The sequence below is a fragment of the Streptomyces sp. NPDC058335 genome, assembly GCF_042723915.1.
Taxonomy (GTDB): domain Bacteria; phylum Actinomycetota; class Actinomycetes; order Streptomycetales; family Streptomycetaceae; genus Streptomyces.
Genome location: NZ_JBHXHX010000011.1, coordinates 212,288 through 227,824, shown reverse-complemented (window position 1 = coordinate 227,824; position 15,537 = coordinate 212,288). Strand labels below are relative to the sequence as shown.

11 protein-coding genes and 2 pseudogenes are annotated in these 15,537 nt (G+C 68.6%); 9 read left to right on the top strand and 4 right to left on the bottom strand.

Annotated features, from left to right (window positions below):
* The first annotated feature begins 505 nt into the window (after positions 1 to 505).
* Both ACFWJX_RS23175 and ACFWJX_RS23170 read left to right on the top strand, forming a co-directional pair.
* Entirely contained in the window at positions 506 to 4,087 is a 3,582-nt protein-coding gene (locus ACFWJX_RS23175; RefSeq protein ID WP_383246231.1) for an NACHT domain-containing protein, read from the top strand.
* A gap of 565 nt (positions 4,088 to 4,652) precedes the next feature.
* Positions 4,653 to 5,375, top strand: coding sequence for a dienelactone hydrolase family protein (locus tag ACFWJX_RS23170; RefSeq protein ID WP_383246228.1), 723 nt, complete (start codon positions 4,653 to 4,655; stop codon positions 5,373 to 5,375).
* A 310-nt stretch (positions 5,376 to 5,685) separates the two neighbouring features.
* Here ACFWJX_RS23170 and ACFWJX_RS23165 read toward each other — a convergent pair whose 3' ends face one another.
* A complete protein-coding gene (locus tag ACFWJX_RS23165) occupies positions 5,686 to 6,207 on the bottom strand; it encodes an O-methyltransferase (RefSeq protein ID WP_383246225.1) in 522 nt (173 codons plus the stop codon).
* 393 nt (positions 6,208 to 6,600) lie between these two features.
* Here ACFWJX_RS23165 and ACFWJX_RS23160 point away from each other — a divergent pair.
* Together ACFWJX_RS23160 and ACFWJX_RS23155 are read left to right on the top strand one after the other, a co-directional pair.
* Positions 6,601 to 6,738 (top strand): annotated as a pseudogene (locus ACFWJX_RS23160) (XRE family transcriptional regulator); the annotation flags it as partial.
* Positions 6,732 to 7,033, top strand: a pseudogene (locus tag ACFWJX_RS23155) (hypothetical protein); the annotation flags it as partial. The pseudogenes ACFWJX_RS23160 and ACFWJX_RS23155, both read left to right, overlap by 7 nt.
* A gap of 417 nt (positions 7,034 to 7,450) precedes the next feature.
* Here ACFWJX_RS23155 and ACFWJX_RS23150 read toward each other — a convergent pair.
* Positions 7,451 to 7,960 (bottom strand): hypothetical protein, encoded by a 510-nt coding sequence (locus tag ACFWJX_RS23150; protein WP_383246222.1) that lies wholly within the window; start codon positions 7,958 to 7,960, stop codon positions 7,451 to 7,453.
* Positions 7,961 to 8,032: 72 nt separating this feature from the next.
* On the opposite strand from ACFWJX_RS23150, the gene ACFWJX_RS23145 reads away from it, so the two are divergent.
* The 3 genes from ACFWJX_RS23145 to ACFWJX_RS23135 all read left to right on the top strand — a co-directional run bounded on the left by ACFWJX_RS23145 (position 8,033) and on the right by ACFWJX_RS23135 (position 11,375).
* The gene (locus ACFWJX_RS23145) at positions 8,033 to 8,401 is read left to right on the top strand and encodes a hypothetical protein (protein WP_383246219.1); all 369 of its coding nucleotides are present in this window, start codon (positions 8,033 to 8,035) and stop codon (positions 8,399 to 8,401) included.
* Positions 8,402 to 8,801: 400 nt separating this feature from the next.
* The gene (locus ACFWJX_RS23140) at positions 8,802 to 9,140 is read left to right on the top strand and encodes a thioredoxin family protein (RefSeq protein WP_383246216.1); all 339 of its coding nucleotides are present in this window, start codon (positions 8,802 to 8,804) and stop codon (positions 9,138 to 9,140) included.
* Between the two features lie 876 nt (positions 9,141 to 10,016).
* On the top strand, positions 10,017 to 11,375 hold the full coding sequence (locus ACFWJX_RS23135; protein ID WP_383246214.1) for an RICIN domain-containing protein: 1,359 nt from the start codon (positions 10,017 to 10,019) through the stop codon (positions 11,373 to 11,375).
* A gap of 51 nt (positions 11,376 to 11,426) precedes the next feature.
* On the opposite strand, the gene ACFWJX_RS23130 is transcribed toward ACFWJX_RS23135, so the two are convergent.
* Both ACFWJX_RS23130 and ACFWJX_RS23125 read right to left on the bottom strand, forming a co-directional pair.
* Positions 11,427 to 11,930: a hypothetical protein gene (locus ACFWJX_RS23130; RefSeq protein ID WP_383246211.1), complete on the bottom strand. Its 504-nt coding sequence runs from the start codon at positions 11,928 to 11,930 to the stop codon at positions 11,427 to 11,429.
* A gap of 43 nt (positions 11,931 to 11,973) precedes the next feature.
* A complete protein-coding gene (locus tag ACFWJX_RS23125) occupies positions 11,974 to 13,074 on the bottom strand; it encodes a hypothetical protein (protein ID WP_383246208.1) in 1,101 nt (366 codons plus the stop codon).
* Positions 13,075 to 13,469: 395 nt separating this feature from the next.
* Between ACFWJX_RS23125 and ACFWJX_RS23120 the strand changes: the two genes are divergently transcribed.
* Both ACFWJX_RS23120 and ACFWJX_RS23115 read left to right on the top strand, forming a co-directional pair.
* A complete protein-coding gene (locus ACFWJX_RS23120; RefSeq protein WP_383246205.1) occupies positions 13,470 to 14,189 on the top strand; it encodes a hypothetical protein in 720 nt (239 codons plus the stop codon).
* Between the two features lie 67 nt (positions 14,190 to 14,256).
* Positions 14,257 to 15,537 (top strand): RICIN domain-containing protein (locus ACFWJX_RS23115; protein WP_383246202.1); only part of this gene is annotated, 1,281 nt, incomplete at its 3' end.

Genomic DNA, 15,537 nt, shown 5'->3' with positions numbered 1-15,537 from the left:
CTTGAAATGCGTTGTTGTGCCATCGCTGCCGATCCGAACGCCTCCCGGATCTCCTCCACGGAGCCCGGGGCGCGCACATCGGGCCCTGCCCGTGGATACATCCGTGAGTACATCCGTGCGACCTCCACCAGCGCCGTCACCTCCCGCCGTGCCCGATCGTCCGGCATCTCTGGTCGATTCACCTGCAACTCGGTTGCCGATCTCCCAGATGCCGGTGTTGTAGCCGGTGCGGCATGGCCTCTTCACCCTGCCTCTACTCGCTCAGGTGGTCAGGGCGTTGAGGCCGTCGGTGAGGAGACCCACGGGCTGCGGGCCTGTTCGTCGAAAGCCCTGCGCCGGGCGCCTTGCCGTATCACCTGGTCCATGGCCCCGAGTGCGCAGGATGCCCGGGTTGCGGAGCGTGCCGGGAGTGATTCCATGGAAGTAGCCGTCGGCGCCGCGCGAATCCTCTGTCCCGCGGGTCCTCCGTCCCGGGTCCGCTCCAGGCACTCGCAAGGAGAACGCCATGACGAGGGTCGTCCGCCATCCGCCCGGCAAGGAGCGTCCGCGCGACGCGCCGATGGCCACACTGGCCCTCCGACGGACGGCGAACCGGGTCGGACACGGGTTCGTCGGCCGGTGGCACTCCCTGACGATCCGTCTGGAGGCTCGCCGAGGCGCCACCCGCCCCAGAAAGTGGCGCCGATGGCTCTCCTACGCCAACGTCACCAGGGTGATCTGGTTGGTCGCCGTGCTGGCGCTGCTCGCCTGGGTCGGTGAGGGTCTGTTCATCCTCATCACGGACGACACGACCGGCTTCGAGCAATGGCGGCAGGGTAACCCGGGATTCGACACCGTCTTCAGGTTCATCGGTCCGATCCTCGCCGCCTCGATCGCCGCCGCGCTCTTCCTGTTCTGGTGGTACCGCTGGACCAAACGGCGTTACCTCACCAAGGCGCTGCGGGATCCGCGCCGGCTGGTGTCCACCGCCGGGTACGACACCTCCGAGATCGTGGGCCGCGACGACATCGCCCAGGTCATCGCCGAGCGGCTGCGGGAGCGAGACACCCGGCGCCCGTACCTGCTCGTCGGCGGCGTAGGAGCGGGGAAGACCGCAGTCCTCGTACGGCTCACCGAACTCCTGGCCCGCCAGAACGCCGTACCGGTGCCGGTCAGACTGAGGGACGCGGCGGACGTCGCCGACCTGAACTTCGAACGCCTGGCGAGGCAGCGCTTCGCCCAGGAGGCGCCCAAGGGCATTCTGGCGCGCACCAAGACCGACCGGGTGTGGCAGCAGCTTCTCGCCGACGACAAGCCGGTCGTCCTCGCCGACGGGCTGGAGGAGGCCCTGCTCGACGACGACCGGCAGCAGAACCGGGACAACGTCATCCGCCGGGCCATCGAGCGCGCCCACGAGGAGAAGCTGCCCCTGGTCATCGCCTCCCGACCGCACAGTCCGCTGGAGACCACCTCCGCCGCGATCGTGGTGCTGGAACCGCTCAGCGAGGAGGAGGCGCTGCACTTCGTCGAGGCGGACGTGCCGGAGACCGACGAGCGCCGGGTCGACTGGATCGTGGAGACGGCTGAGGTGACCGAGTCGCCGATCTACCTCCATATCGCCCGTGAACTCCACCGGCGGGGAATCCTCGAGCACGACCGCCCGGACGACGATCCGCGGCACATGAACACCCGCAGCCGCGACCGCGCCACCCTGCGGCTCTGGCTGCTGGAGACCTGGGCCGAGGCGCTGTGCGAGGGCAAGCTGCGCGAGGACGTGGCGCTGGCCCCGCAGGAGCGCCGGGACACGCTCGAAGTGGTGTCGGCGCTGGCCTGTGTCGGACTGCTCCAGGACAAGCTGGAGGTCGGCTTCGCCGAGCTGCTGGACCCCGACGTCCTGCACCCCAGCCCGGCGCGGCGCGCACGGGTGCGAGCGGAGCAGGTGTGGGCCGGCCGCGGTTTCGACCGGTACGGCAAGCGCGGTAACACCCTCACCGACTGGCATCGGTACCAGATCTGGGACGCGCTGTGCGAGCGGCTCGGCGACGCGGAGCGCAGACGGCTGCGCGAGGGCAACATGGACCAGTGCCGTGCTGTCCTCGCCCGCTTGGCGGCCCACGCGAGCAAGCTCAGATTGGTGGAGAGCTTCGAGCACAGGGTCCGTTTCCCGCACAGCATCATCCAGGCCTATCTCGGCAGTCGCCTGCTCGACCACCTGGGGGAGCGGGGCGCCGGGGACCTGGCCGAGCAGGCGCTCCAGCCGCCCGGCCCCAGCCGCGAACTGCTCATCGCCCTCGTCCTGCTGTCCCGGGGTCGGGCGGCGAGCCCTCCGGCCCGGGGACAGGGTGTGCGGGCCGAGATGCGCAAGGAGATCGCGGAACTGGTACGGCAGGCGCCCGTGGGGAGCCGCCCGCTCGCCCACCGGCTGTGCGCCATGGCGAGCCGCCGCACCGACGATCCCAAGGCCCTGGACCTCTATGCGGCCGCCCTGGAGATCGCGAGCGCCGAGGACGACCCGAGGCAGCTGAGTGAGATTGTCACCGCGGTGCGCGAACACTGGGCCGGCATCAAGGGGGACCGGCGCACCCTGAGGGACGCCAAGCGCAGAGTGCTCAAACAGCTGGGTGCCGCGCTGCGGAAGGTCTCCGACCGGATCGACACCACGCCGCTGTACTGGGAGCTCTTCCGACTGGGCATCCAGGAACCCTCCTACTCGATCCGCCTGGTGGTGGCCCAGGAGTTCGGCACGGGCGGCAACGCGGCCTTCGCTGTGATCCGCGAGCGGGTCGGCCTGAACAGCGACCCCGTGCAGGAGTACAACGACCGGCTGGACAGGCTCAAGGCCTGGAAGAGACAGGAGTACGAGGCATGGTCCGCGCGTATGAGGAGGGCGCGGGGGGACCGTACGTCCGCGCGAGGCGCGTCGGCCGACGACATCGGGAGGTTGCAGGAGGACCGCAGGGAACTGAACCGGCACTACCGAGACCGGCGGGTCGATCTCTTCCGGGAGTTCGTGATGCGGGCCTGGATGCTCCCGATGCTCCTGGGCTCCGTCGACGAGGCCCATCGCGACGAGGCGCGGGAGCGCCTCACCAAGTGGCTGCGCCACCTCGATCCCAAGTTCACCGGCGGCACCCCCGACCTGCCGCTCGCCCTGGAGGCCGCGCTGGCCCAGGGCTTCAAGTACGCGGCCAACCGGCGCCACCGACATCCCCACACCTATCTGAGCGGCCGCAACGACCTGATCCGTCAGGCGGAGACCGTGCTCCAGCAGTCACGCTGCTGGTACGCGCAGCTCAGTCTGCTCCAGGCACTGTGCCTGTGGGAACTCCCGGACGGTGGCGGCGGCCGGCCCGACGGGCACCAGCCGTTCCAGCCGATCGGCGGGGCCACGGCCGTACGGACGGTGAAGCGCTGGCTGGCGATGGCGGGCACGGGGAGCGCGGCGCCGGGTCAACCGGACCAGCCCGGCGAACCGGCCCGGCGGCGCCTGCATCCGTTCGTCGCCGAGGCCGGCGACCTGGTCGCCCTCGCCCTAGAGACCGGACAGCCCGAGCGGTTCCTGTGGATCGACGAGAAGGGTGTCGCCGACAACATCGGCGCCCGCGCGGGCCACATCGGGGGTTACCGAAGACACAGCCTGTGGATTCCTCCCTCGGTCGGCTGGAGCACCCTCGACCCGCGCGCCCAGCGGCTCGTCGCCGACGTCCTGGTGATGCTGAACCTTGTCGAACGGGACGGGCACCCGGACGAGGTCGAGGAACGCCTGGCCCGCATGGAGCAGCCTGGGATGTCGTTGCCGCCGTGCATCCGTACGGACCGGGAGCCGCTGCAGCCGGGACTGCGCATCGGCACGTCCACCCCGCCCGCGCCTGGGTCGGCCTGTCTGCCCGACTGCAAGTTCCAGCTCTGCCCGTACCCTCCCCGGGGCGGTTTGCCGCGGGGAGAGATCCGCGAGCCGTTCTGCCGCCAGCAACAGGCCCTGTTGCCCGGCAACGTACGGCGCTGGCTGCCCCGGGGCCTGCGCAGGAAGACCCCGCGCTGGGTCGGCATGCGGGTCCGCGAACTGGACCGCTTCTGGGAGGCGATGGCCAGACGGACACGGGACTAGCGTCCTGCGCCAGAGATCCGTCGGCAGAGGCGGGGGAGCGCCGCGGCGGATCATCACGTGTGCGAGGTAGCCGAATCACCGCTCGACCTGGTCGATCCATGAGGGCCCTGGCTCTGCGGGCGCGGATCGTGCGCCTGGGCGGGGCCGGAAGCAGCGCCGATTGTCGCGGTCGCCCGGAATCCGCGGGTGACCGCGGACACCGTCCGTAAGTGGCGGCGGTGACGAGATCGCGGCCCAGATGTCCGTGTCACCGTTCACCGTGGAGACGCATGCGGCCCGACCATGAGAAAAGTCGGCGCCCGCGACCGGGCCCAATGGTCTCCTTCACCTTCCGGGCCGGCCTCCACCGTGTCCTGTGCGATGAGGCGGCATCCGGCCACGGAGCCTCGTAAAAACCCGTTGGCGGACCATGGTGACCGTTGCTAGCCTCCGGGAGGCCGTGCGAGAGAACGAGGAGGTGGTACCCGTGAACGCAGTATCGACATGGGTGCTCCCCTCCGGGGTCACGGTCGGGCGATAGGTCGTCCGGGAGCGCCACTCTGAGCACTCCGGAATGAGCACGACCATGCAGTTCATGTCTGAACAGCGTCTCGACGACGGCGTTCTCGAGCGCGCATTCACCCTCGGTGAGATTCCCGGCACCCTGTGGACGCCCGGATCCGGGCCCGCTCCGCTGGTCCTGATGGCCCACAACAACGGTTTGCCCAAGGCGGACCCCCGGCTGGTCGCGCGGGCCCGGTACACCGCGGCGCGCGGCTACGCGGTGGCCACCATCGACGCCGCCGGGTGCGGTGACCGGCCCCGTTCCGCCGCCGACGAGCAGGCTCGCGCCGACCTGCGGCGTGCGATGCAGGCCGGCGAGCCGGTCGACGACATCTTCGAGTCCTTCATCGGTCCGCTGGTCGACAACGCGGTCCCGGAATGGCAGACCACTTTGGACGCCCTCCTTGAGCTGCCCGAGATCGGCGGCCCGGTCGGGTACTCCGGGGGGTGGACCGCCCTCGGCATTCGGCTGGCGGTGGTCGAGCCGCGCATCGCGGCTGCCGGCTTCTTCGCCGGGGGGTACGTGCCCCGTGCCCAGCGCGAGGAGGCCCGGCAGGTCACCATTCCGCTGCTGTTCCTGCTGCAGTGGGACGACGAGGGCAACCCCCGGCAGCGGGCCCTGGACCTGTTCGATGCTTTCGGCAGCAAGGAGAAGACGCTGCACGCGAATCTGGGCGGGCACACCGGCACCCCGTGGTTCGAGCTGGAGGACGGGTGCCGGTTCTTGGACCGGCACCTGAAGTGAGGCTGGGCCGTCCGGCGGGCAGCAGACGGTAGGCGATGTCGGCCAGGACGCCGTCATCGAGGTCAGGTCCCCGCCCTTCCTCGATGGCGGTGGCCGGCAGATGCACACCGGCCCGATCGCGGCGGTAGCGGCCATCGGCGGCACCGACCGGTCGGGGCCGCGCTCGGTGGCGAAGGACGCCTACACTGAGTTGCGGGGCTGCGGACAGCGTGCGGGCATGGCGATGACGGGGAAACGACGGGTTCTGTACCGGCAGGGCAGCGGATTCTGGCGGATGACGGCGAAGTGGGTTCTGGTCTTCGGGGCCCTGTCACCATGCTTGCGGCGGCTTGACGGCGAACAACTCCTCGCCGTCCTCCCAGGGCTGCCAGCCGCCGATGAACTCGCGGACCTCGGCTGCCTCGCCACCGAGTTTCATGTTGCTGACAATCAGCAATCCGCCCGGGCGCAGTGCCCTGGCCAGTACCTCGATTTCGGCGACGCTCACCTCCATGCCGTCGAAGAAGGCGAGGTCCGCCTCGCCCGCGGGCAGGTCAGCGAGGACTTCCACGGCTTCGCCCGTCATGCAGTTCACGCGGTTGGCCAGACCCCGTTCGCTCAGATGCCGTTGCGCGAGCTCGATGTGGACGGGGTCGCGGTCCACGGTCTGCACGAGGATCCCGACGTTAGCCAGGCATGCGGCGGAGTATCCAAGGGAAGTACCGATTTCCACGGCGCTGCGCGCGCCTGCCTCTATGGCCCAGGCCGCCAGCTGTGCGCCGTCACCGAAGGGGTACGAGCCGCATCCGTGGGTGCGCTGGTGATCAAGAGTGGCATCCTTGAGATCCAACATCAAACTGTGCACAGCAGATTGCATGTGAACCTCCCATGGGCGGTGAGGTGCCGACGCCTGCGCACAGACCACGGCCGTGTATGCGTTCAGGTTCAGGGATCGGGGTTGATGCGTCGGCGCTTACTCGAACGGAATCCCATGACCGGCCCTGTCAGGAACAGCCAAGCATCGGAAACGGCAGGTGGCACCCTGGAGGGGCCGGTCAGGCGACGCGGGCAGCCCGACACGGCTGTATCGAACACCAAACGCCGCTGCCCTCGCGCTCCTCGTCGTTGCTCAAGGCCTGAGCAGCCCGCACCCTCAGCGGCCGGGGCCTCCGACGGCCGACTGCTTGCGGCTGGTGGCTGCGCAACCGCTGGGGCGGTCTGCGCAACGCTGTGACCTGCTCCGGCCGGAGGGTTCAGCCGCCTCACCGTCCACCTTCCCCCGGCCTACGCGCAGCGACTCTTCGACGCCCGTGACGCCGGGGCCGGTGATCACGACTTGCGCGGCATCATCGCCGAAGGGTTCAAAAAGTGGCGTAGCGGGGGTCGACCCCTCCGGCGCCCCTGGGCAGTCGACTCGTCGAGGAGGTCGTCCACAGGCCGTTGGGACTCACCCGCTCCTACCCGCCGGAGGCTGTTGCCCGATCGCTGCGCCTGCAAAGTCGTACTCCTGCGTCTTTCGGCGGAGCCAAGGAGCTGACAGCCGGTGTCCGGCTCATGGCAGTGGACTCCGGCCCTGTCCATCATCCATCGGAGACGGTCCGGACGTCAGGGGACCCGCGCAATCCTTGCTGCTGGCCGTCTCCGGGCGACGGGTGGGGCTGAGGAGCTCGACTCCATGATCACCAATACCGTGGAGCTCAGCGCCCTGCTGCTCGAGAACGCCTGACAAGCGAAGGGGAGCACGAACAGTTTTCTGCTGCGTACCTACTCCACCCCGTCAGACAGTTGAGGTACTGCCATGTTCATCGCCTACGCCGTCACGGCACTCATGCCGACGGTGCTTCTGGCCTCGGCCGCTGCCAAGTCACCCGGCCTCAGCGGCTTGTCGACCAGATCCACCCTTGGCCTGCCTTACAGCAAAACAACAACTCCTCCAGCGGGAGCCGGCTCTCATTCCCGGCCCGAACTGTCGGCCCCAATCACTGTTGCCACTACTCGTTTGAGGCGACTTCAAGAGGCACCTCAGGGAGTTCGGCTGTCAGGCCGGGGGGGGGAGGAGGAATCGCCTCGGTTCGCGCGAACGTGCCGATGCCGGGTCAGCACCAGGCGGTGCCGTCATGACTGGCTGTGACTTCTAGGCCGTAGTCGTCGGGGCTCTCCCCGAGATCGCTGGGGAACCACACAGCGAGATGGGCGGTGGTGCCCGCGACGGGCTTCTCAAAGCAGAGCGCCGAGATGTCGACCGCGAGGTTACCGGGTGCAGGGGACGGCGAAGGGTTGGCGCTCTCGATTCGCCAGCCGTCCTCTGTGGCGGCCTGGCGATAGAAGGTCAGCACGTCGGCTCGGGATGTCGTGAGTCGGTAGTACTGCCCGGCGTAGGCGAAGCCGTCATCCTCGTCGCATCCGGAGTACCGCTCGTCCTGGGGCTGCGTCTGGCTCGGGTGCGCGTCGAGGATGGACAGGGACGCCAGGGTGGGGGCGAGCTCTTCGTCAGCCCTGGTACAGCCGTAGAGCCCACCCGACAGCGCCCACACTCCCGTTGCCGCGAGGACGGCTATGCCGCCCGCCCCGACGAGAATCATCGTGGCCACTGCCTTCAGCTTCATGGCGCGGAGCGTAGCGCAGTGGATCTGGGGGACGGGCGTGCACGGCCTGAGCCCACCCGTAAGCCCTCGCCCGTGAAGAACGCCACAGCTACGGACCCACTTCTTCTTGCCGCCCTGGGGCTTCTCGGGGACATTGGTGAGTTGGGCTTCTGCTGCTCAGTCGGCGGTGGGCTCGTGCGCCTGGTGGTGGTCTTCCTTGGCCGCTGTCGAGCGACCTCGGACGGCCACCGGCTGCACGACGCGCTTGCGGGGCGGTTCACACTCGGCCGGGCGGGTCGAGCGAGTCGGCGGGGCCTCACGGAGGGAATTGCGATCGCCGCGACGCTGATGGAGACCGGAAAGGCCCTGGTCGAGAGCGATCCCGACCGCGCGGCGGTCTACGCCCGCGAAGCCGAACGCATCGTTCGCCAGACACCCGAGGACACGAGGCACCGTGACTGACAGCCATTCGAGATCTCGTGCCTACAAGCCGGACTCGTCGAACGTAGACCGGCCTACGCCGACCGCGCCAGGCGGACCGCGGAAAGAATGACCGACGACGTGTTCAAGGCGATCGCCCTACAGGGCGTGGCCATAGGGCTGGCCCTTGCTGACACTGAGTACGCCGAGCGCATCGCGCAGGACATCACCGATGCCGGATGTCGGGCGCACGCCCGCCCTGGCAGCGATCGCGAAAGCGCGGCCGTGAGCTGTGACGTTACGAGAACCAGGGACCACGCGCGGCCGGCCCCGTCCCTCCCTCCCGACAACAGGTCAGCCGGACGACCGACCCGGGCAGGCCTGCCGTACCGCGCGGGGGATGATGGGGAGGGAATGACGGAACGCGAGGTCAGGAGCTTCCATGGCGAAGCGGGTTCACCAACCCCGTGAGGACGCGGAGTTCGATTTCATCCTCGGGATGAGCGGAGTTCCGGTCCTCGCATACTTCACCGGGACATGGCCCAAGGCGATCGAGCCCTGCCGGGCGATGGACCTCCTCATGAGCGGCATCGCCGACGAGTACACGGGCCGCCTGACGGCCGTCCGCACCGACATCACGCGCTGTCCGGCCGCAACCGAGCGATACGGGATCACCGGCGCCCCGTCCTACGTCCTGCTGAAGGAGGGAGAGGCGGTGGCGCACGGCACGGGGCCTATGACCATCGCCGAGGTACGGGAGGTCTTGGACGGCCACCTCTGAGCGGCCGCCGCGGCACTGCGGGCGCGACGCCCATCACGCAAGCCGTGGGCGTGCTGTCTGGGCTCCGACGGGCTCCGCTCTGCCACCTCGGCGCTCAACGTTGATGCCGTCCCGGGTCTGACCCTCGGGCGGTCGGCACATCTCCGGCAGAGCCCGGAACGACCCGGCCCCGGCCGGAGGGCCGGCGCCGGCGACATGGGGCTGGTTCAGTTGGCCCGGTAACGGGAGGCAAGTTCGGGGCTCTGCCCGCCGAAGCAGCGAGGTCGGCCTGGAAGACGGCGTCGAGGAGGTGGGCGTCTTCGACGCCGGGGGCACAGACGACTTCAGCCGGTGTTCGCGGCGACCGCAACCGGGGCGTCTCCGCCGCGTTCTCGGGGATCCCAGCCGGAGCGTGGCCGCGCGTCCGCGGGCTGCGGACGCGCGGCCAGCGCCCCGGATGCGGCGAATTCGCATGTGCCGGTGCGGCGCCAGGGGCCGGCGCGGTCAGGTCGCTGTCATGATGGGCACAGCCCCGGCTGCGGCCTTGTTGAGCAGGGTGTTGGAGTGCTGGGGCTGGGTCTGTCCTCGTCTCTCCGCAGGGCGATCACCTTTCGGTGATGGGGGATGGTCGACACGGCCGTATGCCGCGGCGCGTACAGCGACTGAAACCCCAGCCTCGTCAACGTCATACTTGCTGTTACCTCGTGAGGGTGGCTGGGCTTTCGGTCGCATGCCGACGACAAGTTCGCCCTGTAGAGGAGGCGTCCCAAAGCTGCAGATGGGTAAACGCTCCTTTTCCAGACGATTGCGTGATTTGGCGTCCTGCTTTTCGTCCCTGGTTGTCCGCTGTCCGTCACCATCGAAGTCGGCGGTCGGGTGAACGGCGAAGGGACGAAGATGAGCACTGCCCACGCGGGAACTACAGGTGACGAGCACTACGCTCCTACGATCAGCACGATGGCGGGGACCGGGGCTGCGGGGTTCAAAGGGGACAACGAGCCTGCTGTTGCGGCTCAGTTGAACCGTCCGTACGGGATTGCGGTGGACGGCACCGGCACTCTCTACTTCTCCGACTTCAACAACCATCGGGTTCGGAAGATCACGACTGACGGGAAGATCAGCACGGTCGCGGGGACCGGGGTCGCGGGATTCAGCGGGGACAACGGGCCTGCCGTCTCGGCCCAGTTGAACTACCCGCGTGAGGTCGCGGTGGACAGCACAGGCGCCGTCTACATCGCTGATACCAACAACCACCGCGTTCGGAAGATCACGGCCGACGGGAGGATCAGCACGGTCGCCGGCACGGGCGCCGCGGCGTTCGGCGGGGACGACGGGCCCGCCACCGCCGCCCGGTTGCACACCCCGTTGGGGGTGGCGGTGGACAGCACCGGCACCCTCTACATCTCCGACCACGGCAACCACCGTGTCCGGAAGATCACGACTGACGGGAAGATCAGCACGCTCGCGGGGACCGGGGTCGCGGGATTCGCGGGAGACGGTGGTCCAGCGGTCGCAGCCCAGCTGAAGACTCCGTACGCAGTGGCGGTGGACCGCGCGGGCGGCCTCTACATCGCCGATGGTGGTAACCACCGGGTCCGGAAGGTCGCGGCCGACGGGAAGATCACCACGGTGGCCGGCACGGGTGCTGCGGGCTTCGGCGGTGACGGCGGCCCGGCCGCTTCGGCCCAGCTGTACAACCCGTTCGGGCTCGCTGTGGACTGCGTCGACGCCCTCTACATCGCCGACCATGTCAACAACCGGGTGCGGAGGATCGCGTCGGCGAAGATGGCCGGGCTGCCCGAGTCGGGCACGGTGGTCTTCTGGGCCAACGTCCGCAGCAGGCTGCGGATGGGGGTCCTGCGCGAGTCCACCAGGGACGGGGCCGAGATCCACCAGTTGCTCGCCGCCTCCAGGGACCACCAGCGGTGGCGGCTGGTCGCGGCGGGCCATGACGACGGCGACGTCCTGTACCGGTTCGAGAACGTGCGCAGCGGCAAGGTCCTGGAGGTCGTCGGAGCACACGAGGCGGCCGGGGCGGCGGTCGCGCAACGCGCCTACGAGGGAGGCGACGCACACCACCAGCAGTGGCGGCTGATCCCGATGGGCTCGGTGACGGACACCCCGCGGGTGTACGAGATCGCGAACCGGAACAGCGGTCTGCTGCTGCGGGTCGACACCAACGCCCGTGCGGTGATCAAGCAGGACGACGCGGAGGGCGATCACCGGGACCGGCAGTGGCAGCTTCTTCCCGTATGACACACGAGGGGGCAGGGGCGGTCTCGCCCCTGCCCCCTCGTGACCCGGGCGTTACTGGGATTTGGACGGGGTCTCGGCGGTCGCCTTGGGCGCCTTGGGCGCTTCCGGGGCCTGGGGGGCTTCCGGAGTCTTGGGGGGCTTGGCGTAGTCGCTCTTCTTCGGCCTGTTCTCCAGGTCCTCGTCCTTCTGCAGGCCGCTGTGATCCGTCACCGTCGCACTCGCCTGGTTCATGCCGGCGGATGCTGCCTCGGACACTGAGCCGGCATGGGGGTGCTGGGCCTGCGCACCGGCCGATGCCTGGGTGGTCCGGATGAAGGAGCCGAGGAGGCCCAGGACGGCCCGCGCTTCGGGCGACTGCTCCTGCACGACCTTCGACCGGGTGGAAGCGCCGTGGATCTCGTTGCTGAACAGGCTCGTGCTCCTGTCGTCGTATGTGCCGTCCTGGGCGTCCTCGAAGTCGACGTCCGCACCCGGCTGCGACTTGACGTCGTCGGTGTTTACGGAGAAGAGCCCCGTGCCTTGGTTCGCGAATTTGAAGATGTTGTCGAACACCATGGTCATCACCCCTGGTCGTCGTCGTGGCGGTGGCACCGCTCGGTCAAGGCCCCTTGTGCAGCGCTCGTTGGCTGTAGGTCAGGCTCTCGTCGTCGAACATCGTGTGGTGGACCTCCAGGGCGGAGACGACCTCGGCCAGTCCCTTCATGCGGAAGCCGGCGCCGCCCGCCAGGTCGATGTCGCCGATGTCGCGGGCGACCACCTGGTCGAGGCCAGGGAGGTTCCCGGACTGCGGGGGAGACAGGACCGCCACCGGTACGGCGTACTTCACCGCGATGAACCCGCAGAAGGTCACCGGGATCTCGTACGTGTAGTGCTTGTGGGTGCGCCGCTGCGTGGCGATGGTCTCCACGCGGGAGCTTGCCGGGACCTGGCCGGAGATCTGCGATTTCGAGGTCCAGCTGGTGGTCAGGGAGCCGCCGACGGATGCCGCGATGCCCAGCGCCAACTGCGCGTTGAGCGACGCGTTTCCGGTGGCGCTGCCCTGGGTGGTGAACGCCACCGAGTTCGTCACCGAGTTCGCCGCGGTGTTTCCCACGGAATTCGTCGCGGCCGTTTCGGTGGCGTTGGCGTTGTCCACCCCGACGCTGTCCTTGCTGTTCTTGTTGGTCAGGGTGTTCGCGTTCTTGTTCGCCATGTCGTTCCGGAGCTGCGTCTGGAGCTGCGCCTGGAGGTCCAGCTTGAGCTGGTTCTGCAGTTGCAGCTGGAGCTGCGCGCCGACGCTGCCGCCGAAGGTGAGCTTGGCGTCCCCGTGGAGCGACCACGTGACCCCGTTCGACACGGTGAAATCGACCGAGTCGGTGAAGGTCATCGAAGACGTCTGGCTGCGGTTGACGTAGGCGCGTGAGGAGAACGTGTCGGGCGGGGGCTGGGTGATATCGCACCGCTCCTCGATCAGGGGCTCCCCGAGGGTCATATAGGCGAGCCAGCCCCGATCGAACGCGGAGCCGGGGAAAGCGCCGAAGCTCAACTTGTTGATGGAGAACCCGACGGGCTTGTGCTGCACGCCGTTGTTGTCGGTGTAGACCAGGTTGGGGTGATTCAGGATCGACTGCCAGGTCTTCTCGATGTCGAGTTCTCGCAGGTTCTTCTTCGTCAGCGGCTGGCGCTTGACCCGTTCCAGGTTGTACGCGTTGGAAGGCATTCCCCATCCTTGGCTGATCCGGCAGAACCGCATTTGGTGGAATGGGAACAGTGATCTGCGCGCATTCCCAAAATCGAAGCTAGCAGGATCCAAATTGCCTGGGAAGGCGTCTTTGCGCATCACGCCCATTCGAGTGAAAAAGGTTCACCGTCCGCTCCCAACTGGGAGTAATGGAAGGTAAGTTGAAGCCTTCCGATTGCTCGACCGATGGCTTTCCGAGAGTCCCACCTGCGGGTTTTGGCACCCTCGGTGAGGGCTATTTGCTTCGGTCTTCTATTCGTTTTCGAGCCGTTTCGGCCGAACTCGATAGGGCTTGCGGTAATGCCGCACGACGGACCACTGCGCTGAGCGCCGGCGCAATGTCCTCCACATCAAGAACAGGTGAGGTTTCCGCGATGTACACCCAAGAACGCACAACGATGGCCAATTTGGTAGTCGGCGGCCCCGTAGCGGTGAACAGCTACGACAACGCCATCGTGGCAGCGCTGCTCGAGAATCGGCCGGTCATGCTCGTCCACGCCTTCAACGGCGGCTACCTGCGGCCCGCCGAGCTGAAGGAGGACAGCCACGACAAGGGGGTCAAGCTGGCCACCGCGCTCGACCCGGCCACCAAGGACGCGCAGGGCCACCTCTGGCACATCACCCCCGCCGGCTTCTTCGGGCAACGGCCGCTGTACTTCATCGAAAGCGCCGCGGGTCAGGTGCCGCCCAAACCCTCCGGTGCAGGCGCAGCCGACGCGGGGCGGGGTGACGACGGCGTGCCCAAGCCGCAGCGCAGGCGCATCACCGTCCACCAGGAGGCCCCCAAGAGCACGGCCGACACCGTTCAGGTCGGCCTCCCCGACAAGGTCGGCGACAAGTGGCGCGGGAAGAACGGCGCGCCCGAGGACAGCCAGCTCTGGGTCGTCACGGTGACGCCGTGGGGCGGGATCACCTTCGTGCCGATCACCCACCCCGACGCCATCCTCGGGTTCAAGGACCACACGGTGACGGCCGACAGCGAGGTGCGGCTGACCTACAACTGGGGCGGGGACTTCACCGGGACGGTCATCAACACGTTCTACCCGCGGCTGCCCAACGAGTGGAACGTCCCGTACCACCACGTCTTCACGTGATCCGCCGCCACCGCCGCGCCACATCCGTCCCGGGCCAACGCCCGCACCGCCTGGAAGAGGCACCACGATGCCCGTGCCCACGGAAGAACTGAAACTGGAGATCGTCAACGCCGCCACCGGGAAGACCCTCGGCGCCAAGGCCGCGCCGAGCGCGGACGGGGCGCTCGTCGTCCGAGACTTCCCCGATGGCGGCCCGAGCCCGGAGCAGTGGCAGCTCACCGCCGTACAGTCCACGCAGGACGACCAGGCCTATGTGATCCGCAACGCGGTCAGCGGCAAGGTGCTCGACAACCCCGCCGCCGCGGACCGCGGTCTGCGCCAGTGGGACGCCACCGCCGGCAAGAAGGGCCAGCAGTGGCACGTCATCCCCGTTGAGGGCGAAGCGGGCGTCTACTTCATCGAGGGCGCATCCGACGGCACCGTTCTCGACCTCGCCGACCCAGGAGCGGACGACACCCGGGTCGTCCTGCGCGCGTACGACGACAGCGCGGAGAGCCAGCGGTGGCGGTTCGTCCCGGCCGCACCCGAACGCACCAGCGACCCCGTGCTGCGCTGGGTGCCCCTGAGCCACTGGAACGGCCGCCGGTCCTGGCGGCTGGCCCGCACGGCCGCGCTGCGGCCGGCACCCGACGCGACGCCCTCCTTCAGCGACATGCTGCTGGTCCTCAAGCGGTTCGGGAGCGACCAGGACGCCGGCGGGTGGAAGAGCGCCGGAGCAGGCCACTCTCACAGCGGGAAGCCAGGCTGGTGGGCCGGGCTCGGTGAACGGTTCCTCGCCGACACCACGGGAGCAGGAGGAGCGGACATCGTGGGACTCAAACCCGCGACGGGGGCTGTGACGGCCTCAGCCCGAGGCGACGGCACGTTCGACGACGTAGAGCACGTCCTGCACCCACCCGCACCCTCCCCGAGCCCCAAGGACCTGTGGACCCTCGCGGACACGACAGGCGACGGCAGGCCCGACGTCGTCATGCTCTGTGCCGACGGTGTCCGGGTGTCCCTGCAAGGGGAGGACGGGACGTTCGCGCCTGCGGGCGGCGAGCCGGCCCTCAAGGCGTTCGGACACGGCCAGCAGGCAGGTGGTTGGCTTGCCGACAAGCATCCCCGATTCCTCGCGGACACCACCGGTGACGGACGCGCCGACATCGTCGGCTGCCACGACGACGGCGTCTGGGTGTCACTCCAGGACGAGGAAGGAAAGTTCGCACCACTCGCCGACGAACCGGCTCTACCGGCGTTCGGTCACGACGAGAAGGCAGGTGGTTGGCTTGCCGACAAGCATCCCCGATTCCTCGCGGACACCACCGGTGACGGACGCGCCGACATCGTCGGCTGCCACGACGACGGC